This window comes from Salinicoccus sp. HZC-1 (assembly GCF_046736035.1).
GTDB lineage: Bacteria > Bacillota > Bacilli > Staphylococcales > Salinicoccaceae > Salinicoccus.
In genome coordinates this window covers 1,619,075-1,645,288 of record NZ_CP177130.1, presented here as the reverse complement: position 1 = coordinate 1,645,288, position 26,214 = coordinate 1,619,075, and the positions used below count along the sequence as shown (strand labels likewise).

The 26,214-nt window shown below is 41.1% G+C and carries 21 protein-coding genes and 1 pseudogene; 17 read left to right on the top strand and 5 right to left on the bottom strand.

Annotated elements, in window-relative coordinates; genetic code table 11:
- Positions 1 to 46: 46 nt before the first annotated feature.
- On the top strand, positions 47 to 1,765 hold the full coding sequence (gene acsA / locus ACKRAT_RS08275) for an acetate--CoA ligase (protein ID WP_411842037.1): 1,719 nt from the start codon (positions 47 to 49) through the stop codon (positions 1,763 to 1,765).
- A gap of 116 nt (positions 1,766 to 1,881) precedes the next feature.
- A complete protein-coding gene (locus ACKRAT_RS08270) occupies positions 1,882 to 3,549 on the top strand; it encodes a formate--tetrahydrofolate ligase (protein ID WP_411842036.1) in 1,668 nt (555 codons plus the stop codon).
- Between the two features lie 56 nt (positions 3,550 to 3,605).
- Here ACKRAT_RS08270 and ACKRAT_RS08265 read toward each other — a convergent pair whose 3' ends face one another.
- Positions 3,606 to 6,137 carry a transglycosylase domain-containing protein gene (locus tag ACKRAT_RS08265; RefSeq protein WP_411842035.1) on the bottom strand — a complete coding sequence of 844 codons (2,532 nt, stop codon included), beginning with the start codon at positions 6,135 to 6,137 and terminating at the stop codon, positions 3,606 to 3,608.
- A gap of 417 nt (positions 6,138 to 6,554) precedes the next feature.
- Between ACKRAT_RS08265 and tyrS the strand changes: the two genes are divergently transcribed.
- The 4 genes from tyrS (at position 6,555) to ACKRAT_RS08245 (ending at position 10,644) form a co-directional block, all read left to right on the top strand.
- On the top strand, positions 6,555 to 7,817 hold the full coding sequence (tyrS, locus tag ACKRAT_RS08260; protein WP_411842034.1) for a tyrosine--tRNA ligase: 1,263 nt from the start codon (positions 6,555 to 6,557) through the stop codon (positions 7,815 to 7,817).
- A gap of 112 nt (positions 7,818 to 7,929) precedes the next feature.
- Positions 7,930 to 8,523, top strand: coding sequence for a LemA family protein (locus ACKRAT_RS08255; protein ID WP_411842033.1), 594 nt, complete (start codon positions 7,930 to 7,932; stop codon positions 8,521 to 8,523).
- Entirely contained in the window at positions 8,523 to 9,389 is an 867-nt protein-coding gene (locus ACKRAT_RS08250; RefSeq protein ID WP_411842032.1) for a TPM domain-containing protein, read from the top strand. Before ACKRAT_RS08255 ends, ACKRAT_RS08250 begins: the two co-directional genes overlap by 1 nt.
- Before the next feature lie 250 nt (positions 9,390 to 9,639).
- Complete coding sequence (locus tag ACKRAT_RS08245; protein WP_411842031.1) at positions 9,640 to 10,644, top strand: NAD(P)/FAD-dependent oxidoreductase; 1,005 nt, start codon at positions 9,640 to 9,642, stop codon at positions 10,642 to 10,644.
- A gap of 49 nt (positions 10,645 to 10,693) precedes the next feature.
- Here the strand turns inward: ACKRAT_RS08245 and ACKRAT_RS08240 are convergent, their stop codons facing one another.
- Positions 10,694 to 11,458, bottom strand: a complete 765-nt coding sequence (locus ACKRAT_RS08240) for an NRDE family protein (protein ID WP_411842030.1) — start codon at positions 11,456 to 11,458, stop codon at positions 10,694 to 10,696.
- Positions 11,459 to 11,627: 169 nt separating this feature from the next.
- Here ACKRAT_RS08240 and ACKRAT_RS08235 point away from each other — a divergent pair, with 169 nt between their 5' ends.
- A complete protein-coding gene (locus ACKRAT_RS08235; protein WP_411842029.1) occupies positions 11,628 to 12,296 on the top strand; it encodes a helix-turn-helix domain-containing protein in 669 nt (222 codons plus the stop codon).
- A 32-nt stretch (positions 12,297 to 12,328) separates the two neighbouring features.
- Positions 12,329 to 13,189 (top strand): annotated as a pseudogene (locus ACKRAT_RS08230) (IS3 family transposase); the annotation flags it as partial.
- A gap of 106 nt (positions 13,190 to 13,295) precedes the next feature.
- Here ACKRAT_RS08230 and ACKRAT_RS08225 read toward each other — a convergent pair.
- Positions 13,296 to 14,624: a YjiH family protein gene (locus tag ACKRAT_RS08225; RefSeq protein WP_411842028.1), complete on the bottom strand. Its 1,329-nt coding sequence runs from the start codon at positions 14,622 to 14,624 to the stop codon at positions 13,296 to 13,298.
- Positions 14,625 to 14,828: 204 nt separating this feature from the next.
- On the opposite strand from ACKRAT_RS08225, the gene ACKRAT_RS08220 reads away from it, so the two are divergent.
- Both ACKRAT_RS08220 and ACKRAT_RS08215 read left to right on the top strand, forming a co-directional pair.
- Positions 14,829 to 15,770 (top strand): dipeptidase, encoded by a 942-nt coding sequence (locus ACKRAT_RS08220; RefSeq protein WP_411842027.1) that lies wholly within the window; start codon positions 14,829 to 14,831, stop codon positions 15,768 to 15,770.
- A 229-nt stretch (positions 15,771 to 15,999) separates the two neighbouring features.
- Positions 16,000 to 17,472, top strand: a complete 1,473-nt coding sequence (locus ACKRAT_RS08215; RefSeq protein ID WP_411842026.1) for a purine-cytosine permease family protein — start codon at positions 16,000 to 16,002, stop codon at positions 17,470 to 17,472.
- A gap of 45 nt (positions 17,473 to 17,517) precedes the next feature.
- Here the strand turns inward: ACKRAT_RS08215 and ACKRAT_RS08210 are convergent, their stop codons facing one another.
- Positions 17,518 to 18,009 (bottom strand): hypothetical protein, encoded by a 492-nt coding sequence (locus ACKRAT_RS08210; RefSeq protein WP_411842025.1) that lies wholly within the window; start codon positions 18,007 to 18,009, stop codon positions 17,518 to 17,520.
- 106 nt (positions 18,010 to 18,115) lie between these two features.
- Here ACKRAT_RS08210 and ACKRAT_RS08205 point away from each other — a divergent pair, with 106 nt between their 5' ends.
- The 7 genes from ACKRAT_RS08205 (at position 18,116) to ACKRAT_RS08175 (ending at position 25,442) form a co-directional block, all read left to right on the top strand.
- Positions 18,116 to 19,258: an MFS transporter gene (locus ACKRAT_RS08205; protein WP_411842024.1), complete on the top strand. Its 1,143-nt coding sequence runs from the start codon at positions 18,116 to 18,118 to the stop codon at positions 19,256 to 19,258.
- Positions 19,259 to 19,302: 44 nt separating this feature from the next.
- On the top strand, positions 19,303 to 19,596 hold the full coding sequence (locus ACKRAT_RS08200; protein WP_411842023.1) for a hypothetical protein: 294 nt from the start codon (positions 19,303 to 19,305) through the stop codon (positions 19,594 to 19,596).
- 66 nt (positions 19,597 to 19,662) lie between these two features.
- Positions 19,663 to 20,859: a DUF418 domain-containing protein gene (locus ACKRAT_RS08195; RefSeq protein ID WP_411842022.1), complete on the top strand. Its 1,197-nt coding sequence runs from the start codon at positions 19,663 to 19,665 to the stop codon at positions 20,857 to 20,859.
- 126 nt (positions 20,860 to 20,985) lie between these two features.
- Entirely contained in the window at positions 20,986 to 21,663 is a 678-nt protein-coding gene (locus ACKRAT_RS08190; protein ID WP_411842021.1) for a response regulator transcription factor, read from the top strand.
- Between the two features lie 188 nt (positions 21,664 to 21,851).
- Positions 21,852 to 22,661: a sensor histidine kinase gene (locus tag ACKRAT_RS08185; protein ID WP_411842020.1), complete on the top strand. Its 810-nt coding sequence runs from the start codon at positions 21,852 to 21,854 to the stop codon at positions 22,659 to 22,661.
- Between the two features lie 104 nt (positions 22,662 to 22,765).
- On the top strand, positions 22,766 to 23,524 hold the full coding sequence (locus tag ACKRAT_RS08180) for an ABC transporter ATP-binding protein (protein WP_411842019.1): 759 nt from the start codon (positions 22,766 to 22,768) through the stop codon (positions 23,522 to 23,524).
- Positions 23,514 to 25,442: an FtsX-like permease family protein gene (locus ACKRAT_RS08175; protein ID WP_411842018.1), complete on the top strand. Its 1,929-nt coding sequence runs from the start codon at positions 23,514 to 23,516 to the stop codon at positions 25,440 to 25,442. Before ACKRAT_RS08180 ends, ACKRAT_RS08175 begins: the two co-directional genes overlap by 11 nt.
- A 112-nt stretch (positions 25,443 to 25,554) precedes the next feature.
- Here the strand turns inward: ACKRAT_RS08175 and ACKRAT_RS08170 are convergent, their stop codons facing one another.
- The gene (locus ACKRAT_RS08170) at positions 25,555 to 26,094 is read right to left on the bottom strand and encodes a DUF421 domain-containing protein (protein ID WP_411842017.1); all 540 of its coding nucleotides are present in this window, start codon (positions 26,092 to 26,094) and stop codon (positions 25,555 to 25,557) included.
- Positions 26,095 to 26,214: the final 120 nt, after the last annotated feature.

Below are 26,214 nucleotides of genomic sequence, written 5' to 3'. Positions count from 1 at the left end.
ATATAATAATAGTTGTAAAAGAAAAATACAAAAGGGGAGTTACAATATGAAAGTAGAAATTTATGAATCAACAGATCAAAATCCTAATTTGAAAGATTATGATGAAGCGGTTAAAAATTTTGATTGGGATGAAATTGAAAAAAACTTTTCCTGGTATGAAACAGGCAAATACAACATGGCTTATGAGGCAATTGATAAGCATGCTGAAAATGGGTTGTCTGATAAAATTGCACTCCATTATAAAAATGGAGAAAGACACTCTTCCTATACTTATGAAGAATTAAAAAAAGCTTCCAATAAAGCTGCAAATATCTTAAAAAATGAAGCAGACGTTGTGAAAGGGGACAGGGTTTTCATATTCATGGCCAGGAGCCCAGAACTTTATTTCTCACTACTGGGTGCTTTAAAAGTCGGAGCCATCGTCGGACCGTTGTTTGAAGCGTTCATGGAAAAGGCAGTCAGGGACCGTCTTGAAAACAGTGATGCGAAAGTTATTGTGACAACATCTGAACTGTTACCACGTATTCCTGTAGACGACTTGCCAAACCTGGAAAAAGTAGTAGTTGTCGGCGATGGTGCTGATGCCGGTGAGAAATACATCGACTTTAACAAGAGTTTTGAAAACGCTTCAGAAGATTTCGATATTGAATGGCTGGATAAAGAAGACGGTATGATCCTTCACTATACAAGTGGATCCACAGGACAGCCTAAGGGTGTCTTGCATGTACAACATGCAATGGTACAGCAATATATTTCAGGGAAGTATGTCCTCGATCTAAAAGAGGACGACATTTACTGGTGTACTGCTGACCCGGGCTGGGTAACAGGTACATCCTATGGTATATTCGCTCCATGGCTGAATGGCGCCACTAATGTTGTCGTCGGGGGCAGATTCTCACCGGAAGCATGGTTTGGTGCGATTCAGGATCTTAAGGTGACAATCTGGTACAGTGCTCCCACTGCTTTCCGTATGCTGATGGGCGCCGGGGATGAAATTGTAAATGATTATGATTTATCCAGCCTGCGTCATATACTATCAGTCGGAGAACCATTAAACCCAGAAGTTGTAAAATGGGGAATGAAAGTATTCAACTTAAGAATCCATGATACTTGGTGGATGACGGAGACGGGCGCACATATGATTGTCAACTTCCCTTCAATGGATATTAAAGCCGGTTCCATGGGCAAGGCCCTGCCTGGAACTGAAGCAACAATCATTGATGATGAAGGCAATGAGCTACCGCCAAACCGCATGGGCAACCTTGCACTTAAAAAAGGCTGGCCGGCTATGATGCGTAAAATCTGGAAAAATGATGCGAAATATGATTCCTACTTTATCGGCGACTGGTATATTTCCGGCGACTCGGCTTATATGGATGAGGATGGATATTTCTGGTTCCAGGGACGTGTAGATGACGTCATCATGACTGCAGGTGAAAGAGTGGGACCATTCGAAATCGAGTCAAAACTGGTTGAACATCCTGCCGTTCAAGAAGCGGGTGTCATCGGTAAACCGGACCCTGTACGCGGTGAAATTGTAAAAGCATTCATTGCAATCCGCGAAGGATTCGATCAAACAGATGAGCTGAAAGAAGAAATCCGAGTCTTTGTAAAAGAAGGGCTTGCCGCTCATGCTGCTCCAAGAGAAATCGAATTTAAAGATAAGCTGCCTAAGACGAGAAGCGGTAAAATAATGAGACGCGTACTGAAAGCATGGGAGTTAGATTTACCGGCTGGTGACCTTTCTTCAATGGATGATGATTAAAATTTAAATGATTATTGCCCCTGGTAAGTTACCAGGGGCAATATTTTGAATAGTATGTCATAATAGATTATAAAGGCCCGTATTGGGGACGCATAACAATTACAGGAGATGAAATTATGGCACATTTGACTGATCAGGAAATTGCATCACAGGCTGAAATCAAACCAATACAGGATATTGCTGATAAAGCAGGTATTTCTCATGATTCTTTGGAGATGTATGGGAAATATAAAGCTAAAGTCGACATACATAAGGTTCATGGTGACAAGTCTAAATCCAAAGTGGTCCTGGTATCTGCAATGAACCCGACACCGGCCGGCGAAGGTAAATCTACTTGTACTGTAGGTTTGGCAGATGCCTTCAATAAACTTGAAAAAAATGTAATGGTTGCCTTGCGTGAACCGTCACTTGGACCAGTCATGGGTATCAAGGGGGGCGCTACAGGCGGTGGGCAAGCCCAAGTTCTGCCTATGGAAGAAATCAATCTTCATTTCAACGGAGACCTTCATGCAATTACTACAGCAAATAATGCATTGGCTGCTTTTATCGACAACCACATCCATCATGGAAACCAACTGAATATCGATCCACGCCGTGTAACATGGAAACGTGTAATGGATATGAACGACCGCGCATTGCGTCAGGTCATTGTTGGTCTCGGCGGGGTAACACGCGGTGTGCCTAGAGAAGACGGTTTTGATATTACAGTTGCGAGTGAAATCATGGCTATACTGTGTCTGGCAAGTGATATTACTGATCTTAAGAAGAAACTTTCTGATATCGTATTCGGTTACACATATGATAAAGAACCGGTTACCGTAGGACAGCTGGAAGTGGAAGGTGCACTGGCACTGCTTCTTAGAGAAGCGATCAAACCAAACTTTGTTCAGACTATGGAAGGAACTCCAGCGCTTATCCACGGCGGTCCATTTGCGAACATCGCTCATGGGTGTAACTCATTGATCGCAACCAACACAGCCAGAAAATTAGCTGACATTGTTGTGACTGAATGTGGATTCGGATCTGACCTTGGTGGAGAAAAATTCATGAATATCAAAGCGAGAAAAGGGGAGTTTGCTCCTGATGTAATTGTGCTGGTTGCTACAATCCGTGCACTTAAAATGAACGGCGGAGTAGCTAAGAGCGATCTTGGTGAAGCAAATGTAGATGCACTTAAAGAAGGCATCGTAAACCTTGAAAAACATATTGAAAACGCGCGTAAATTCGGAGTGGAACCCGTTGTTGCCTTAAATGATTTCGTTACTGATACAGACGAAGAAAGAAACTATGTTCTTGACTGGTGCAAGGAACAGGGTGTCCGTGTAGCACTTACTAAAGTCTGGGAACATGGTGGTGCAGGCGGTACTGACCTTGCAGAGCAGGTTCTTGAAGTGCTAGAACAAGAACAGAACTTCAAGCATCTTTATGAAAATGAACTTCCAATCGATCAAAAGATTGAAAAAATCGTTACTGAAGTGTATGGCGGTGAGGGTGTAGACTTCACTGATAAAGCGAAAAAACAACTCGCTGAAATCGAACGTCACGGATGGGGGGATTTCCCGGTTTGTATGGCTAAAACACAGTATTCATTAAGTGATGATCCAACATTACTTGGCAGACCGGACGGATTTAAAGTCACTGTCAGAGAAGTCGTTGTCAAAGCAGGCGCCGGATTTGTCGTTGCACTGACTGGTGATATCATGACGATGCCGGGGCTTCCTAAGACACCTTCTGCTGTTAATATGGATGTAGATGCAGACGGTAATTCTAAAGGACTGTTCTAAAATAAAGGATTTAAAAAAGGTTAACCAGAATATTTCTGGTTAACCTTTTTTAGTGTTTAGTTTTCATCGTCTTCATCATCATCGTCTTCATCATCGTCGTCGCTTGATGATCCTCCGACAGTATAAGTGTCATCATAGGTGTTGGTGACAGTGCCTCTGAGATCCGAATTGCTTAATTCAGAGTCAAATGCAGCCCCCATTCTCTGCTGGATCGAATCATTACTTAGACTGCTTTTATCCGATAGCTTTGTATCTTCTGCAATAAGTCCTTCAATTGGATCATCCAGACTCTTATTACAGTCATCTTCACTTTCCATCGTCAATGCACAATATTCAACTTCCCGCACGGAATCGGGGCGGCTGAACATCTGATTTGCGCCCATTTCTTCAGGAGCGACTTCAGACAGTGCTGTAGCCATATCTCTCCAGTTGTATACATGCATATGCTGTTCAGCGTCCTGATTGGCGACCTGTGGAATATTTCTGTCATATCCCATCCATACGCCTAAAGTGACTTTAGGATTGTACCCCATGAACCAGGAGTCGATGAATGAGTTGGATGTACCCGTTTTTGCCGCCCAGTCATACGTATCCTCATTCCTGTCGTAGAAGTCACTGATATAATAGGCAGAACCTGTCTGGAATGATTCCTGCAGCATATCCGACATCAGGAAGGCTGTTGAATCTTTGAACACTTCAGTAGAACTGCTCTCATGTTCATAGATTACTTCACCATTCGGGCTGGTTATGGATTCAATCATGTAGCTTTCGGCCATAACGCCTTCATTGCCGAAAGTAGAAAATGCATCAACGTTTTCCTGCACAGACATATCGTTTACACCAAGGGGCAGTGATGGTACAAGCGGACCTTCTAGAGGTATCCCCATCTTATCGAAATACTCCTGCGGATTATGTTCCCTTACATCGGACCATAATCTGAGTGTACTCAGGTTATATGAATTACTGAGTGCATGCTTCGCTGAAACAAGCCCGAATTCCTCATCCACATCGTAGTTTCTCGGGCTATAGTCGATATCTGGAATCGTAAAGAATTTATCCAGTAATACCGTATCCGGTGCAATGATCCCTTTATCCAATGCCGGACCGTAGGTGATCAACGGTTTCATCGTCGAACCTGCACTTCTGGTCGTCTGTGTGGCATGGTTTACAGAAGATTCCTCATGATTTCTGCCACCGATGAATCCGAGAATTTTACCTGAGGCGTTATCTTTCAGCATTGCCCCGATTTCATGATCGAACTCCTGGTCACTTTCCTGTTGTTCCTCTTCTGAAGCATCCTCGGCTTCCTGTATGCTTCTTGAGCCATAATAGTAATTGGAATTGTCTTTGACATTCTGCATTGTGTCATAAATATTCTTGTCAATCGTTATATCAATATGATAGCCCTGATTACGGAGTGCCCGGTTGGCCTTTTGGGTATATTCCTGATTGAGAAGAGGTGTCGAATTGATATCTTCCCTTGAAACACCATCTTCTTCAGCAAGATGATATTTAAGAATGCCTATACTGCGTCTTTCAACCTCATCAGTCAGGAATGGATAGTTTTGGTTCGGCACTGTGACACTGTCAGTCAAGTTGGCGTAAAGATCATAATTGACTGCTTTGTCGTATTCCTCCTGAGTGATTATTTTTTCTGTGAGCATACGCTCTAAAACGAACAATTGTCTGTTTTTACCAGCTTGGAGTTGTTCTTCCTCTTTTACAACTCCTCCCTGCATAAATGGAGTATATGCATAAGGATTCTGTGGGAGGCCGGCTATAAATGCACTCTCTGCCAGGTTCAGATCACTTGCGTTTTTGCCGAATATTCCTTCAGCTGCAGCCTGGACACCGGCAATATTTTGTCCGTTGGCATTTCGTCCAAATGATACTGCGTTCAAGTAGGATCCAAGTATTTCTTCCTTGTTAAGTAATTTTTCAACCCTGAATGCGAGTAAGAGTTCGGTTGCTTTACGGTCGAATGTCGTTTCATTTGTCAAAAGCTGATTTTTGACAAGCTGTTGTGTAAGCGTACTGCCGCCTGTTCCTGATTCAGAACCTGCAACCTGCTGCAATGTCGCTCTCAGGAATGCTTTGGGTACGATGCCATTATGTTCATAAAAATACTCATCTTCGGTAGCGACGAGTGCATCTGTAACGTAAGGTGAAATATCGTCATAATCTATACGTTCACGTATCAGGTCCGCTCTTAAAGTTCCCAGAGATTCACCAGAACCAAAAGCGACTGTTGTACTTTCTGTCATCTCCGTCAACGCGGTCTTCACTTCTTCGGCAGGTTGGACCTGCTCATCATTTACTAGTGCAGCAAAGTACCCGAGGCCGATACTGAATACGAGTATCCCCAGCAGTGTAAAGGAGAGAAGTAAAAAGAGTATGACGTTCCATATGGTATCGTAAGCAGTGAAGAATGATATTCTCACAGGAGAACCTGCTTTTTTGAAACGGTTTGCCGCATTATTAATTTTTTCCTTTAATGATGATCCATGCAGCTTATCTTTTTCTACATTTTCATCACCACGGGAAAACATCTTTTTTATATCGTTTAAAAAGTCGTTTTTCTTCTTCATGACTACCTCCTGTCATCGGTCATTATAACATAGAAATAAGTGCCGGAGTTAATGGAATAAACGCCGTATCTTAGCGATTATTCATGTTACCACATCCACATTATCATTGGAAAGAATTTAGATATTCACCCTCTCCATCTGCTTGACTTTTCACAATCAAAAATGTATGATGTTGCTAAATTAATATTTACTGAACTGCAGAGAAGTAGCAGGTCATGTGCAATCCAGAGAGCTGATGGTTGGTGGAAATCAGTGCGTGCATCCTGTGAATACACTGTCGATATCGTTCAGACGTCGGACAAACGTTTTGTCCAACTGAGTTAAATGTATGGTGGTACCGTGTATCCAGCACCCTTACTTTCGAGTAGGGGTGCTTTTTATTGTATAAAAGAATATTCGAATCAGGAGGAACTAAGAATGAATGAATTATTAGATGATCTCAAATACCGTGGTATTATTTATCAGATGACAGATGAAGAGAAAATTTCAGAGCTTCTGGATAAAGAACAGCTTTCATTATATTGCGGTGCGGACCCGACTGCTGACAGTCTTCACATCGGACACCTTGTACCATTTTTAACAATGAGAAGATTCCAGAATTACGGTCACCGTCCCATCGTTTTAATCGGTGGGGGGACTGGAATGATTGGAGACCCTTCATTCAAATCGGAAGAACGCAAACTGCAGACAGAAGAGCAGATTGATGAAAATGTCCAAGGAATCAAAAAGCAGATGGAACAAATCTTTGATTTTTCTGATGAAAATGGTGCGATCTTGGTCAACAACAAAGACTGGCTGAAAGATATCAGTCTCATCAGTTTCTTAAGAGATTATGGTAAACATGTAAGCTTGAACTACATGCTTGGCAAAGATGCGATACAATCCCGTTTGGAAACGGGTATATCATATACTGAATTTACTTACACGATTCTCCAGGCAATCGATTTCGGGCATTTGAATAAAGAATTTAACTGTAAAATGCAGATTGGCGGCTCCGACCAGTGGGGGAACATCACGAGCGGTCTGGATCTAATGAGAAGAATGTACGGTGAAACTGAAGCGGAAGGCATGACAATTCCACTTATTACTAAAGCGGATGGTAAGAAATTCGGTAAAACGGAATCAGGCAACATCTGGCTGGATAAAAAAAGGACTTCTCCTTATGAGTTTTATCAATTCTGGATTAACCAGAGTGATGCGGATGTCATTAAATTTTTGAAGTTATTTACATTCCTTTCCAGAGAGGAAATTGAATCACTCGCAGAATCCGTTAAAAATGAACCGCATTTAAGAAAGGCCCAAAAGCGTCTGGCTGAAGAGATTACCGCATTCATCCATGGCGATGCAGCACTTGAAGAGGCACAAAAAATCACGGAAGCATTATTCAATGGAGAGATTAAAGCCCTATCAACAGAACAGATCAAAGATGCATTTAAAGATGTCCCTTCAGCAAGTTACACTGAAGAAGATATGAACCTGGTAAAAGTTCTTGTGGATACAGGTGTATCACCATCCAGAAGACAGGCCCGTGAAGACATTACGAACGGCGCAATCTATATCAATGGCGAACGTCAGCAGGATGTAAATTATGAACTTCAGGATTCAGATAAATTAGACGGTGCATTCACTGTTGTACGCAGAGGGAAGAAAAAATACCATATGATCCAATACACTGACTAATTGTACCAGGCACAAATACCATCATTGGTATTTGTGCTTATTTGGTTTCAATTATGACATCCAATGGTAGAATATAAATAAGTATGAACCCATATAGATAGGAGAAAATTATATGAAAAAATATTTAATACCGGTTGGTATCATAGTCGGACTTTTTGTGATTGCCGCACTCATATTTGCTCCGAAATATAATCAGTTCGTCAACCTTGATGAGGAAGTGAACAAACAGGAGTCACAGATTGAAACGCAGCTGCAGCGAAGAGGGGACTTAATCCCCAACCTGGTAAATACTGTACAGGGCTATGCATCCCATGAAGAGGAAGTTTTCACAGATATTGCTGATGCAAGAAGCCAACTTTCAGGCGCGCAGAACGTTGAAGAGATGGCTGAAGCGAATAATGAAGTGACCTCGGCTTTATCGAGACTCCTTGCGATTTCCGAAAATTATCCGGATTTGAAGGCTGACAAGCAATTTACAGGACTGAGGGATGAACTGGCAGGTGCTGAAAACCGTATAGCTGTAGCACGTCAGGACTACAATACTGCGGTTTCAGAGTACAACAGAAATACCCGTACATTCCCGGGCAACATCATTGCAGGGTTATTCGGATTCGATGAAAAAGAATATTTTGAAGCGGATGAATCCAGTCAGGAAGTGCCGGGTGTCGAGTTCAACACAGAGCAGGACGGCTCCGGTGAAGAATGATGAAACGTGTACTTGTTCTAATAGTAATTTCATTCCTTCTTTTTCCACTGAGTGCAGAAGCACGGGTGGATCTTCCTGATCTGAATACTTCCCATTATTTTGTACAGGATAATGCCGAAGTGTTGAGCGGCAGTACGATTGATGAGCTGAATGAGAAGGGAGCACATCTGGAAGAAGGTACCGGCGTTGAGTTGCTGCTGATGACAATGCCGACAACCGGCCAGGAGCATAGACAGGACTATGCCTTAAAAGCTCTGAGGGAATATGGTGTAGGTAAGGAAGAGAAGGATAATGGTATAGTTATCCTTTTAAATTTAGACAACGGTAATGAATTTAATAACCGAGGGGTTGAAGTGCAGGTCGGTTATGGTATAGAAGGGTATCTAAATGATGCGAAAATTGGTGCAATCATCGATGAAGTCGCGTTTGAGCACTTCATTGCAGCATCAGAAGAAGAGGAAGGCTCTGACGCAGCCAGTGAACATTACCAGACAGGGCTTGCAAATCTATATAATGCCCTCTATCAGGAATCGCTGGATGCGTACGGTTATGAAGATGGTGAATTTACACGGGATGCGCCGATTGAAGACAGGGGCAGCGGAGCGGGTTCACCCCTCAGTCTTTTTGAGGTTATCTTCAGGCTGATATTTTCAATCATTGTCATATATATACTCTATAAAATAATCACCGGCGGAGGTGGCAGACCACCTAAAGGCCCGGGTGGCCGTGGCGGCCGCAGAAGAGGTCCGGTTATATTCTTCCCGCCTTCCGGCGGTGGAGGTACCGGCGGCTTCGGCGGAGGCGGCGGTTTCGGTGGCTTCGGTGGAGGATCCGGAGGCGGCGGCGGTGCCGGCCGTGGTTTCTAGATAAAAGCGACCGGTATATACCGGTCGCTATTTTTGAAGTTTTAACTCAAGGAGTATTTTTGAAAGATTATTTGTTGTATCACTGATAAAGCCTGTATTACAAAACCATTACTGTGAGTATTTCATTTACAATGAATTGAATAAATAAAATGATACAATAGTTATATAAATGATTATAAGAGGAGCAAGACCATTCTTCTATAACGTTTTTTAAATCAGAGAACGTTTTCAAAATGAGGAGGGGTAAAGAATGGAGAAAGAAGAAGAAAAAGAATTATATGATACTGTTGTAATTGGAGCAGGACCGGTAGGCATGTTCACAGCCTATTATGCAGGATTAAGATCATTGAAAGTGCGTTTAGTCGATAGTCTGCCTGAATTGGGCGGACAGCTGACAACACTTTATCCTGAAAAGTATATATACGACATACCTGGTTTTCCAAAGGCAAAGGCGAAAGATATAGTAAGAAATTTAGAAGAGCAAATGAGTCGTTTTCCTATTGATGTATCGCTGTCTACAAATGTCACTGACATCTTTAAAACACGAGATGGGAATTTTACATTGGAAACTGAAAATGGTGAAGTATTCCACAGCAAAACAATTATTCTGGCAAGTGGCAATGGTTCGTTTGAACCTAAGCGCATGAAACTGCCAAATATTGAGGAGTACGAAGATATTAATTTGAATTATTTCATCACAGATCTGAATAAATATAAAGACAGGAATGCAGTGATATTTGGTGGTGGAGACTCAGCCGTCGATTGGGCATTGATGCTGGAGCCGATTGCACGGTCTGTAACTTTGATTCATAGAAGAGATAAATTCAGAGCCCATGAATCAAGTGTTCAGAATCTAAAAGATTCTACTGTGAATATTTTAACGCCATTTAACCCAGTCTCTTTCGAAGCATCTGAAAAAATAAATACCATCACGGTTAAGCATGCGAAGGAAGATATGGAAATCGACATAGAAGGGGATGAATTCATATGTAACTATGGATTTTCCTCAACCCTCGGACCGATGAAAAACTGGGGTCTGGAGATTGATAGAAACGATATTCTGGTAAATTCGAGAATGGAGACGAATATTGAAGGAGTATATGCTGTTGGTGACATTAATACCTATGAGGGAAAAGTGAAGTTGATTGCTACAGGGTTCGGAGAGGCACCAATCGCCGTAGCCAGTGCAAAAGTCCATACCGATCCTGAAGCAAAACATCAGCCAAGACACTCTACATCAGTCATTGAAGAATAAAAGGCGAATAGTTAAAAGGTCCTATGAAATTTTCATAGGGCCTTTTAAACTATTCAATCGTAAAGGAATGTCGTTCTTCATTGGTCATTTTGCCATGAACATAAGACCGTTCGATAAAATCGACATTATTGGATTTATCGATAAGTACTACAGTAGAGCAGCGTGTACCATAATTTTCCGTATCGATGAATAACGGTGACAGCTTTTCTTCCAAATCTTTAGACAATCCTGTATCGGGCAGGTTTTCCAGCGGTGCAGTGTCATTGTTTTTAAGCAGCTTGAATAAATCTTCTACAGTGAAATCGTTTTGTGATGTAATTTGAGCGAGCGCTTCTTTTCCTTTAATGACTTTTGGCCATGGCGTGTTGAGATGATGATTACTGAGACCATGAACACCATCTTTAATTTTGACGACTTCTCTATCATAATTATTCAAGTAATATAACTCATCACTGGTGCCGGCAATTAAGTTGAAGCCGGAATATTCATCAGCATCTTTACTGATTTCTTGAAGGTAGGCGGATGGATCGATTTCTTTCCGTAAAAATTCACTGACTAGTAAACCTCTGGTTTTTTGAGTTGTTTTAAGCAATTCATCATGGTTGCGTATATTTGTAAGTGCAGCGATACGGCCTCCTTTAGTAACACCCAGCCAGGTTCCCATGCCTCTTAGATCCCTTCCGGCAAGAATATTCCCATCCTCATCCCAAAAATCTGCAGATTCCGTCGGACGATGATACTCCTCATCTCTGTTAGCAGCCAAAATTAGTTTGTACTTATCATGGTGGTTCAATTGAAAATTAATTAAACACATATAATTATCCCCTTATTTATACTTATCTTCATTATAAATATATTCGGTGCTTAACTGAAATAATTGGTTTATAGCTGAGTCTATATAAAAAGGATTCCGGTGTAATGATTTGACCCCCTCCAGGTTTACAGATGAAATAAAACATCTGTAAACCTGGAGGGGGTTCTTTATGACTACCAGACATTTTTCGGCCGAAGAAAAGCTGGAAATCGTTCTAGAATTGAATAAAGGGACACCGATAAGCCATGTATGTAAAACATATCCGGTGAATCCTAAATCAGTGAGAGAATGGAAGGAAAAATATGAGAAGCATGGGGCTGAGGGATTAAAGAAACGAAAGAAACACAGAACCTACACCCGCGCATTTAAAGAAATGGTCGCAAAAGAGTATCAGACGGGCAGTATTTCCATTTATGAACTCGCATGCAAATACGATATACCGTCAAAAACAACTGTACGACAGTGGATTATACGTTACAATAATGGTGAAGAAATAAGAACGACGAGAGCGGGGGCTTCACCATTGACTAAAGGACGGAAAACAACGGTTCAGGAACGGATTGAGATCGCAAAACATCATGCTCAGGGGGATGTCAGTTACCGAGAACTGGCTGAACGGTTTGATGTGAGCTACCAGCAGGCGCGCACCATTGTGATAAAATACCGGGAATATGGTGAAATGGGACTCGAAGATAAACGCGGCCGCAGGAAATCAGAAGATCAGCTGACGGAAACGGAACAACTAAACCGGGAGATTTCAAAACTCAGAGCAGACAAGCGAAAACTTGAAGTGGAAAATGCCCTGCTAAAAAAGTTGGACGAACTCGAGAGGAACTAAAATACAGCCGGGTTCAGAGTCATCAACTTCACACTGCCATCACAGCCCTGCATAATGAAGGCTACTCCATCTCTGAATTATGCCGGGCGGCGGGTATTTCAAGACAGGCGTACTATCAGTATCAGAAACGCAGTGCATCGGCTTCTGAAACAGAGAACGATTGGATTGCGTCAAGGATAGCCGAATTCTATGTCGAAACAGAGGGCATATACGGCTATCGTCAGATGTGTTATGAAATCAACAAAGCACATCAGACGCACTATAATAAGAAACGCATCTACCGGCTGATGACACAGATGGGCTTACGGTCGGTGACCCGGATCAAAAAGCAGCAGTATATGCCACACACACCGCAACAGGTCGCTGAAAACATATTAGACCGGGATTTCAATGTCGACCACGTGAACGAGAAATGGTTAACCGATGTGACGGAATTTAAAGCGCTGAGTGGAGAAAAAGCCTATCTCAGTGCCATTATCGATTTGTATGATAATAGTATCATCGCCTACAAATTCGGACGCTCTAATAATAATCAGCTCGTCTTCGATACGTTTAAAGCGGCGATCCAAAAATGTCCGGATGCGACGCCATTGGTGCATAGTGACCGGGGATTCCAGTACACCTCTTTTGGCTTTAAAAAAATTTTGGAGGCCCAGCAAATGTGCCAGAGCATGTCCCGGGTGGGAAAATGCATTGATAATGGACCAATGGAGGCTTTCTGGGGCAAGATCAAAGCTGAACGGTTCCATGTCAAACGCAAACAGAAGTATTACGACACCTATCACACGATCATCAAAGATATTATGTGGTATATCGAGTTCTACAACCACCGCAGGCCTCAGCACAAATTCAAGGGGTTGAGTCCGTTGGAATTTAGAGCATTAGCCGCATAAAAAAACTCCAGAGAATCTAGATTCTCTGGAGGGAAACATTTATATTATTTCATTTGTAAACCCAACTGGGGTCAGATCATAATACCGGAATCCTTTTAAAAATCTGTTAGAAAATTATATGCGCAATGATAGTAATGATCGGCAGCGTAATGGCTGTTCTCAGCAGGAAGATGATGAGCAGTTTGCCAAGGCCTACCGGTACTTTAGAGCCGAGTATGACACCGCCGACTTCTGACAGGTAGATTAACTGTGTAATGCTCAATGCACCAATGATGAATCTTGTTATATCTGCAGAGACACCTTCAATTAAAATAGCCGGCAGGAACATATCCGTAAAGCCGATGAATAATGTTTCTGATGCAGCAACGGCTTCAGGTATTCCCATAAGCTCAAGAACAGGTACAAATGGTGCACCAATCCATGTGAATATTGGTGTGTATTCGGCAAGCATCGTACCGAGGGTGCCTATCGCCATAACAATCGGCAGGACCGCAAACCACATATCCCCAACAGTTTTTAACCCGTCTTTCAGGAAATCGGCAAAGCCGTCTGCTTTCTCAGCTCTGCCCAGGGCTTTTTTGTACCCCCATGAAAATGGATTATAGCCTTGCGGGATTGTTTCATCAATCTCTCTGCCTTTAATATAGTAGTCGTCCTTAATCAGAGAGAGTGGGGGTATCCTCGGCATAATCAGTGCTGCAACAAACCCTGCGATAAATATCGTCAGATAAAAAGCGCCAAAGTAATTCATTAAACCGATTAAATCTAATATTACAATTGTGAATGTAATGGAAACAACTGAGAATGTTGTAGCAATAACAGCAGCTTCACGTTCGGAATAGTAGCCTTCTTCATACTGTTTACTTGTCAAAAGCACACCTACCGTGCCATCTCCGACCCATGATGCCAGATTATCCACTGTAGACCGGCCGGGCAGTGTAAACAGCGGTCTCATTATTTTGGCAAATATAGAACCGACAAATTCTAGAAGACCATAGTTTAGGAGCAATGGCAGCAGAATACCTGCAAATAAGAATACGGCAAATAGTGTAGGCAGCAGATCATTAAGCAGCATACCACCTGTGACATCGGAGTTGATTGCTTCCGGTCCGACTGCCATATAGGCCATAATGGCAAAAACAGCACCAAGCAGGCGCAAAATGACCCATACAGGATTTGTTCTGAATAGTGCGGATAAGAATCCGATTTTTGGGTCATATATCCAGCTGAATATAAGTGTGAGCAGTGCAGAGATATTAATTATAATTACTACAATTAATACTACAGTGTCGATTCCTAAAGAGTCATTTAGTAGATTTGCCAGATATGCTACTGGAATTGTAGTTTCATCGTCTATGCTGAGCGGAAATAAAAACATTAAAACGCCAATTAGTGACGGTATAAGAAATTTTAATAAAGTTGCATTATTACGCATAAAATATCCTCCCTTTGTTATAATTATACATGCAGAAGCAAGCAAGTAAATACATAAAAATTTAGAAAACGTTTTCATATCCATAATTAGTTTATACGCATTAGTATATTAATGCAATCACTAATTATATAATGTATAAATATTTAATCAGTTTTCAATAGTCTGAAAATATTGATATAATCACTTTAATGAGGAGAGGATAAAATGCACATTATTGATACACATTGTGATGCGCTTTTAAAATTGCAGGGAGATTATAGAAATGCTTATCGTTTCCAAAACCGAATTTTGGATTATAAGAATTCGAGCGAATTGAACACTAATGCAGAGCGTCTCAGAGAAGGTGATGTGAAGGTTCAGTTTTTCGCTATATTCATACCGCCGAACCTGCCGGATAATGAGAAATGGCAGCACGCCCTGGAGCAGGTGGACTGCTTCTATAATGAAGTGCTCGCTCAGAATAATTTTATTCATATTAAGAACTTTAAGGAAATACATGATTTGAAAACGGATGAAATTGGTGCTGTTCTTACACTGGAAGGGTCTGATGCATTTGGAAATGATCTGATGAAACTCAGAACATTAATCCGTCTGGGTGTGCTATCACTCGGACTCGTTTGGAACAATGCGAATCTGGTGGCAGATGGTGTAGGGGAAAACCGTATGACCGGGCTTTCAAATTTTGGCTTCGAAGTCATTGAATGCTGTAACGACCACGATGTTTTAGTTGACGTCAGTCACTTAAATACACAAGGGTTTAAAGATATTGTAAGCAAAGCCGACAGGGTGCTCGCATCCCATTCGAATGCGAGAGAAATATTTGATCATCCAAGAAATCTGTATGATTGGCAAATCAAGCAGATTATTGAAAAAGGGGGAATGATCAATATCGTATTCAATCCGCCTTTCGTCAAAGAGGGGGATACATCTCTTGAAGATCTCTACCCGCATATCGACCGGATCATCGACCTCGGCGGGAGTGGAAATATCGGGCTGGGATCAGACTTTGATGGCATCGCTTCCTATATAGAAGGATTGGAAGACGCAAGCAGATTCGGCAATCTGACAAATGCGCTTACAGAAAAATACGGATGTGATTTTGCTGAAAAAATCACCCATAAGAACTTCATCGATATATATTGCTGAAAGTAATTGGAACACCTTCTTAAACGGAGGTGTTTTTTTATTGAGAAATATAATTTCTTTGAATTTATAAAATTTATTTCAAGAATATATATTTAAAGGCTTAAATAAATGTGTAAATACTCACATGAAAGCGCTTGATTGCCGCCGTGCGGTTTGATTTATTTGTGAATGTTATGTATAGTGTAAAAGTCGCTTAAATATAAATTTCAGAAGAATGGAGAGGATATTTATGGGATCTGTGAATATTACAGATCGTGAAAACGAAGAGATGGAAGATGATTATTCATTAGACAAGGTTCCTTACAAAGAACGAAACATGGATTGGCCAAGTATTACAAACATCACATTTGGAATCGCGACTGCGATTTTCTATTTTCAAATCGGCAGCGTAATGGCACTTCAATTCGGTGCGATTAACGCGCTTATTTCTGCAGCATATGCCATTATTGTGGCGGGCATCATGAGTACAATTATCTCGTATCTATCAGCAAAATCCGGGATGAACGTCAACCTGATGTCACGTGGAGGCGGCTTTGGTTACATAGGTGCTTCTCTAACTTCTCTTATTTATGCCTCTAATTTCATCATGTACTGTGCTTTCGAGGGCATGATCCTTGTTTATGCCATACATGAATTTATCCCTATAATCCCAATGTGGGTACTAATTGTTGTTTTTGGAACGCTTGTAATTCCATTAAACTGGTTTGGCATCAAGCAGTTGGATAAACTGCAAAAATGGTCCTTGCCAATATTTTTTGTATTCCTGTTGGCGGCTATTACCGTAGCCTTTTTTTCTACTTCACTTTATGACGAACAGTTCTGGACTTATATGCCTGAGGGTATGCAAATAGGTGGGACAGCACTTCTATTATGTATTGGAATGCAGCATGGCATCATGGGTCTGACTGCATTATTGTCCTCCGATTATGCACGTTTCCTTAAACCTGAGCATATTAAAGTAGGATCCGTTGCAATCGGATTCATTCCGCAGATTTTCTGTTATGGAGTAATGGGTGGACTGGGCATTTGGTTTGGCGTGCGTATGGCAGAGCCGAATCCAGGTGTCTACATCGTTCACTTGCTCGGGATAGGTGGTGCATTGTTTACAATGCTTACACAAATCCGGATTAATGTGACGAACATATACAGCAGTTCACTGTCACTCTCCAATTTCTTCGAAAATGTGTTCCGGTTTACTCCTGGACGCAGATTTTGGATTGTCGTTTCAGGGATCAGTGCAATGGTGCTCATGCTCGGGGGCATCGTAGATCATCTGGACACTGCACTCATTTTCCAGGGCGTATTCCTGCTGGCATGGGGAGCTGTGCTGATCACAGATGCGCTGATTGTTAAAATGATGCTGAAGATCGGTCCGGCATTTTACGAACATCGTCAGCAAAATCTTTTTAAATGGAATCCTGTCGGTGTAGTCTCCCTGCTCATTGCCAGTGGACTGGGGACAGTCGCGGCACTTGGATACATGGGACAATTCCTGGAAAGTACTGCCGCATTCTTTGCCGCAGTTCTTGCAGCAGGACTGACAGTTATAATGGCAGTTTTAACAAAAGGTAAATATTATCTGAAGAATGAGGTCGATGATATCAACGAAGAAGATATATTATTTGAACCAAAAGCGAAAAAGGAAAGACCAGGTAAGCTGGATCGACCAGTACCGGTAAATGCAAAAGGTTTAAACAAATAGAGCCATTAAAAAAGATGATTCCATTTGAGGTGGAATCATCTTTTTTTACTGTTCTGAAGTCAGGTTTTCATATTCTTCAGTGATATTGTCATAACCATTTTTCACTTCATTTTCTTTGTCTTCAATTTCTTGAAGCATTGAATTTATGTCATCTGTAAAGTTTTCGTCACTGAGTGGATTACTGGAAACGAATTTTCTGTTAAACTCACCATTCAGTTCTGTAAGTTCTTTAAGTGAATCGATATAAGAAAGCATATTTTCCTTCAATGATTCATGTTCTTTGTTTGAAACTGTATAGTTCTCGATTGTTGTTCTGAAGTCTTCTGTCATGGGAATGAGCTCATCATAGATGATTTTAAGCTGTATTTCCCGGTCATCAGACGAATCAATTTCAGAATAATAATTTTTGAAGTCTTCTTCGATTTCACTATGATTACGTTCAAATGCGTTATAGAGTTCATCAAGCTCTTCTTGGTTTCCGTATGAACAGCCTGCGAGTAGAAGCAATACTATTATGAATGGAATTATTTTTTTCATTTTACCCACCTCAATGAACATTTTATCATGTTTGTTTAAATTTGGTTTGATTGATATTGCTGTTATAGTATAATAATCAGGTTGACTTTATGAAATGGTGGTAAATATGAACAAGAAACTTATTATAACTTTTACAGTCGGCGTGTTCCTGCTTGGTATGATGGAGCTTATTATTTCAGGGATACTTGAATTAATGAGTGATGACCTCGGTATTTCTCATGCAATGACAGGACAGTTGATTACTGTATATGCTGTGAGCTTTGCTGTGTTTGGTCCGATTCTGGTTAAACTAACTGAGAACATGCGGCCAAAGCCGGTCATTCTTGCATCTTTGATTTTATTTATATTAGGTAATGTAATTTTTGGTCTGTCAGACACTTTTATAATGCTTTCAGCCGGCCGGGTGGTCACTGCAGTGGCAGCTGCAGTCTTTATAGTGAAAATTATGGATATGACCGTGCTTTTATCCAGGCCTGAGATCAGAGGGAAGATGATCGCGCTTGTATACATGGGATTCAGTGCAGCTAATGTGTTCGGGATTCCAATCGGTACACTGATCGGTCAGCAATTTGGCTGGCGTGTGATTTTCTGGCTGGTTATCGTAATAGCAATTTTGGTGGGGATTGGGGTTCTCTCACTTGTTCCGGACAAAAAAGGGGACGATCTGGGTGAGCCTGTACCTGATAAAATTTTAGATAAACGAAATGTTTTCCTGTATATCGGTGTGACGATGGCAGTATTGATCGGGAATTATATCGTCATTGGATATATTTCTCCATTGATGACTTCCAACGGATATACGCTTGGGAATGTCTCGATTGCATTGCTCATTGCCGGTGCAGGGGGTATGACTGGAACATATATTGGCGGAAACCTTGTCGATAAAATCGGCAGTAAAAAAACAATTTTCTACATGCTGATTTTATTTATGATATCCATGGCTGTTTTACCATTTTTATATGGCACGCCGATGCTCTTCTATATAAACTTGTTCTTCTGGAGTGTATTCCAATGGAGTACGAGTCCGGCAGTTCAGAGCGGTTTGGTTGAGAATGTACAGGGGTCTGCAGCAATGGTGTTCAGCTGGAACATGTCCGGTTTGAATCTAGGGATTGGAATTGGTGCGGTAATCGGTGGTATTTATATCAGTAATTTTGATATCAGCTTTGCACCGTGGCTGAGCGTCTTAATCGTTGGGCTCGGCCTGTTGTCTGTATCATTTGTACGTGAGCATGAAGAAATAGTATAGTAGTATAAGTATTAATAAAAATGACTGGGTGATCTACTTTGTTTATGAGACTTATTTTTATCATTGCACTCTCGTTTTTTGTGATTTACGGTATTAACTTTTTTGATATTGCCGTACTGGATTACAACATAAAAACAATCGCAATTACAGCCGTGTCAATCATCGTTCTCAGATTACTCTACAGCGTGTTCGCCAAATTTATGAAGGTGTTTTTATTCGTAGTAATCTTTCTGCCAATCGTAGGTTTGATAATTTATTATATATATTCATACATGACGGGAAATCCAATCGAACTGTTTGATTTCGGTTCATTTATTCAAGGGACTCAATGGTTTTGAGTCTCTTTTTTCATGAACTTAAAGTAATATTATATTTGTAAATGAAAATATTCGAGGAGGCAGGAAATGTCACAAAATTATGCGCCGGTCGGATTATCGGAAAGGGTCCACGAGATAGATGCAGTAAGAGGATTTGCATTACTGGGCATCTTGATGATGAATATCATGTCTTTTGCAGGGCCCACACTTCAGGACCAGTTTTCAGACGGACCAAGTAATATTTATACCGGGGAAATGAATTCCGGGGTCATATTATTTATCAATACGTTTGTAACTTCAAACTTCTATACGATGTTTTCATTTCTTTTTGGATTAGGGTTTTACATATTTCTGTCCCGGGCGGATAAAAAACCGGGTTCCACTTCAGCGCTGTTTATAAGAAGAATGATGATGCTGCTTGCATTTGGGATATTCCATGCAATATTTATCTGGTATGGAGATATATTAACGGTCTATGCAGTAACAGGTATCATATTACTGATCTTCTATAAAATTAAACCTGCTGTCAATCTGACCATAGGCATCTCCATCCTTACCCTGGGTACAATATTTATAGCTGTTATGTCTCTTCTGCTGTATGCAGCAGGCGTTATGGGAACGAATGAGGTGCAACCCGTCGATCCCGGGTTTGATATGATTAAATCTCTTACTAATGCAGGATATATGGATGTCATTGATTTGAATATGTCTGTACTCGGCATCATGATCTCCAGTAACATTGTAATGATCCCTTTGGTGCTTGCCATGTTCTTAATCGGACTTTATGCAGGACAGAAAAAATTATTTGAAAACCTTGAGTCCAAAACGAAATTGCTGATCTGGACTGCTGTGGTCGGTCTCGGAGTAGGGACACCGGTTAAAATATTCGTCGGTTATGGATTGACTTATATGATGCAGGAGCCTGTCTGGTCGATTTTAACAATGCTCGCCTATACTCTGGGCGGTCCGCTGATGTCGCTCGGCTACGTTGCACTGTTTGTACTGATTGCGCGGAAAGTAAAAGGACTGACGAAGCTGTTGCAGCCGGTGGGGCAGATGGCACTGACGAACTACATTATGCAGAGTGTGATTATGACATCTTTCTTTTATGGATTGAATTTATTCAATAAGATCGATGCTGTATGGTTCATTCCCATAGTATTTATGGTTTTCATCATACAGATAATCTACAGTCATTTGTGGATGAAAGCATTTAAGTTTGGTCCGCTTGAGTGGATTTGGAGAACGGTCACTTACGGTAAAATCATGCCGATTAAAAGATAAATGATATGTGCGCGGCAGGCGGTCTTCTCCAACCGGATTTCATCAGTTAAACATACAAAATATCCAGTTTCCTTTATAATGGAACTGGATATTCATATTTTTAAAGTGATTACGGGGTGTGAGAACATGTCAAAGATACTTATTATTGAAGATGATGAAACATTGTTCAGTGAATTAAAATTGAGACTGGAAGATTGGGATTATACTGTTTTTGGCGTTACTGACTTTTCGAATGTGCTTAATGATTTTATTACAGTTGGGCCAGACCTTATAATTATAGATATTACTCTGCCAAAATATGATGGTTTTTACTGGTGTCAGCGTATCAGGAATATTTCCAGTCTGCCGATTATCTTCCTATCTTCGAGGGATCATCCCACTGATATGGTAATGAGCATGCAGATGGGAAGCGATGACTATATACAAAAACCATTTAATTTCGATGTGCTTGTAGCGAAGATTCAGGCATTGTTAAGACGGACATACCAATACCAGAATCAGAACATAGATGTGGTCAAATTCAGGGATGCTGTATTTGATTTTAGAAAATTGACAGTTACTAGGAACGAAGAAATTATCAATCTGACTAAGAATGAATCTTATATATTATCAATTCTAATAAAAGATTCAGGGCAGGTTGTGGAAAGAGATTCGCTGATTGAACAGCTCTGGGATGATTCGAAATTTATCAGTGACAACACTCTGACCGTGAATGTAAACAGGATCCGGAAAAAGCTTGAGGAGATCGGTCTGGTAGATGCAATCATTACAAAAACAGGGTTAGGTTATATGATCAAGGAGTGATTTTCATTTATTTCAAACAGACATTGCCATGGATGTTACTTTTTTGTCTTTTCAATATAACCATTTTGCTGTTGGGACTTTTAGACGCGAATATCCCCAATTTATCAGTGCTGTATATAGTAATATTTAATACAGTTATCCTCGTTGTTTTCATCATTTGGGACTTTTTTAAGGATAGACGGTACAGAATGGAGTTCATGAATCTGGAGGATATTGAAGAAGTGGATACTTTACCGCTTCCGGTAACCCCATATCAAAAAATGCTGGATGCCCATCTGGATATGATGCATCAGGGCCATAACGTACAGATTGAACGAGAATCCAGAAAAACGCGGGAAAACCTGGATGAGATGACCCGCTGGATCCACGATATGAAAATGCCGATGACAACGATGAAACTGATGATAGATGATTTGGACGATAATCAAAAGCTGAAGATACAGGAAGAATGGCAGAGGATGGATGCGATGCTGAATGAAATGCTGTACAGTAAAAGGCTTACGAACATCAGCAATGATCTATATATCGAGACGGTCAATCTGGAACAGATTGTAAACAGCATCATCCGCAAGTTCCGCGTCATATGCATGCGAAAAGGTATCGGATTCGATGTCCGGCTGCATGCTGCAGAGGTCCAGACGGATTTGAAATGGTGTACTTTTGTGCTGGAACAGGTTATAAGCAACAGTGTGAAGTATTCGGAAGAGACAGATATAGCCATTACGAGTGATTTGGTAAAAGGATGGATTACACTTGAGATTTCCGATGAGGGCAGGGGAATCCGGAAGGAAGATCTGCCACGGATATTTGAGGCGGGATTCACTTCCACAAGTGACCATGGAGATGCCCAATCTACAGGAATGGGGCTGTATCTCGCCCATGAAGCGGCAGAAGCAATGCGCATACAAATGCGTACCGAATCGGAATATGGCAGGGGGACCACAACAAAACTGACTTTCCCTGATAAGAATGACTTACAGAAAGTGAAGACCATGTGACGAAAACGTCACATGGTCTTGTGTTTATGTAATAAGAATCAAACGCATTCTTTCAAGCCAGAGTGTACGATATACATATAAACAAAAACAATGGAGGAATTGCGATGATTCTTGAAGCGAGAGATATTAAAAAATCATATGGAAACAGGTTAAATAGGACAGAGGTTCTAAAAGGTATAGATTTAAATATAGAAAAAGGTGAGTTTGTTTCGATAATGGGGGCATCAGGCTCAGGCAAAACGACTTTGCTGAATGTACTCAGTTCGATTGACAGGGTGACAAGCGGGCATATATTCATAGAAGGTCAGGATATTACAGACCTGAAAGATAAAAGGATGGCGGATTTCAGAAAGAATGATCTCGGGTTTATATTCCAGGAGTATAACCTGCTCGACACACTGACTGTCAAAGAGAATATCTTGCTGCCGCTTTCCATCAGAAATATGAAAAAGACTGATGTTGAAAAGCAGTTCGAAATCGTTGCAGGTGAGCTTGGGATTTATGATTTGGAAGATAAGTATCCAAATGAAATTTCGGGCGGACAGCAGCAGCGTACTAGTGCCGCAAGGGCATTCATCCATCAGCCGAAAATCATATTTGCAGACGAGCCGACCGGCGCATTGGATTCTAAGGCGGCAAGCACTCTGCTCCGGAAACTGCAGACGTTAAATGAAAAAAGCCGGTCCACAATCATGATGGTGACTCACGACGCCACAGCGGCGAGTTATTCAGGCAGAGTGATCTTCTTAAAAGACGGTCTGGTATATTCTACACTGCGCAGAGGAGAGCACTCCCAGGAGGATTTCTACAAAGAGATCATGAACACTCAAAGTGTACTGGGCGGTGTCGGCGTTGAGTCTTAATACCATCGTTTTAAAAAACTTTTTCAAAAACATCAAAAATTACACACTGTATATTTTCGCATTGATATTCAGTGTCGCTCTATACTTTTCATTCGTTCTGATGTCAAAAGACGAAAGTGCACAGGAAGAACTTTCATCCGGAACATTGATGTCCACAGGATTTTTAGTAGGTTCCGTACTGTTAGTCTTCATTATTGTCACATTTGTCATGTTCGCAAACTCTATATTTTTAAAGAGAAGAAACAAAGAGCTGGCATTGTTCCAACTGATCGGACTGAGCAGGAATAAAGTATTCAGGATCCTGCTGCTGGAAAACGCGATAATATACTTTGGAAGTTTATTCCTCGGAATCGGATTCGGCTTCCTGGTTTCAAGATTACTGCTGATGATTTTACTCAAAGTGATGCAGATCGAATTACCGGTCGGTTTGAATTTCTCGATGGAAGCCGTCGTTCAGACCGCAGTGCTGTATATCGTCATATTCGCGCTGCTGATGATTCAAAACTTCGCTTTCCTGAAACGGACAAGACTGATCAACATGCTCAACTTGAACCGCTCCAGCGAATCGGCAAATAAAAAACTGGGTACGGGCACCGTCGCTTTAGGCATCATTGGACTTGCCATGGTCATTTTAGGATATTGGCTGTCGGTGAAAATTTTCGATTATCCACTTTTATTGGTGCCTTTGCTGTTTGGGATACTCGGCCTCACGATTATCGGGACATATCTCACATTTAAATTTTCTGTCGCGTTCCTTTTCAATATGGTCAGGAAATCAAAAAAGGGACATGTCAATGTAAACGACGTACTGTCGCTGACCAGTATCATGTTCAAGATGAAATCGAATGCATTCCTTCTGACTCTGATCAGTGTCGTCAGTGCACTCAGCATGGGGCTCATGTCATTGTCCTACATCAGTTACTACTCGATAGATAAAGCGATTGACTCAGCACTGCCAAATGATTATGTTTTTTATGAAGAGGAAGGGTTGGAGTTCTATGAGCAATTATTGAGCGAAAATGGAATTAAGTATGACAGTGTCACAATACCAACGATTGAGTATAGTGCAAAAGATTACGGTGCAATATCAGTAGATCAGGATATGGCAGAACAGACAGGCTCTTCTTCCGTGTATCTCAATATTGTGAGTGATGCGGAGCTTGGTACAGTAGATGTGGGTGAAAATGAAACTATCCTGACCGGTATTCCTTACTTCATGAAAACATTCATGGATTTTAAAACCAGTCATCCCCTGACGCTTGTCAATGACGACTATGAGCATACGCTTGAACTTATAGAAGTTGAGGAAGAGGCTATTTTATCGTCCTCTGTGACATATGGTTCACCTGTTGCTGTAGTCGATGAAAAAGTATATGATGAGCTGAATGCCCACTATAGTCATGATGAAACGCCGGAGAAACCACACGAAATGTATGCATTGGATATTGTCGGAGAGGACAGTCTGGAGATATACGAATTGATGGATGATGAAGATAATCCTGCTTTTGAATCAAAAATCAGCCAGTATACAAAGCAGATGCAGGGCACAGGCATGATGATGTTCATCATCGGATTTGTCGGATTCGCATTTCTCCTCACGTCTGGCTGTATTCTTTACTTCAAACAGATCGGGGAAAGCGAAGATGAGAAGGGGAGTTATCAAGTTTTAAGGAAACTTGGTTTCTCAGAAAGAGAAATTATGAAGGGCCTTTCCATTAAAATGATAATCACATTCGGGGTTCCGTTATTAATCGGTCTGCTGCACACATACTTTGCAGTCAACGCAGGATGGTTCCTGTTCGGTACTGCGATGTGGACGCCTATGCTTACCGTGATGGCTGCCTATGTCGTGTTCTATTCGGTATTTGCCTTATTATCACTCATGTACTACAGAAAAGTGGTCAAACAGAGTATGTAAATAAAAGCTGTTCCATACCATCATTTGATGGTGTGGAGCAGCTTTTTTAAATTGAGATACTGCATGTAACACTTCAGTTAAAACAATTTTTGCGAAATGTGTGCGATACAGCTTATTTTTTAACGCCGCTGAACAGCGATGCATCTTTCTCTATATTGTCCTCACCCGATTTCTTATTGATGATGGATATACTGCCATCCGTTTCGAGTATGACCGCCCTTACGTCGGACATGGCGCCATTCCCATTTGACCGTATGGCCTGCTTGATCTCATTTTCAACCACGCGTGCTTTTTTCATATTCTCATACCGGAATTCATTGTTATAGAAAAGAAGTACCGGTTCGGATTTAATATACTTACTGAACTGCTTACTGTAGACGGCGAGTTTGGAAATGATGAATTGCAAAACGATCAGAACAAGAAATGCAGTGATGCCCTGTGTAATGGTGACGTTTTTGTTAATAATGACACTTGCGAGTATTGAACCAATCGCCACAGTGACGATAAAATCGAATGCATTCAGCTGGCTGAGTGACCTTTTGCCGCTGATCCTTACTATAATAACTATTGCAGCATACGCCATTATACCCATTAACAATGTTCTCAATATGACGTCGAAGCCACTAAATATCAATCTGTTGAATTCCAGCAATAAAAAAACCTCCAATGTCCCAGTGTAATATAAATGTCTTTATTACATACCCTGAAAACATTGAAAGTAATTATTCGAGCTGACAGACAGCATTTGTGCATTTCATTCCATTCGCCCGTC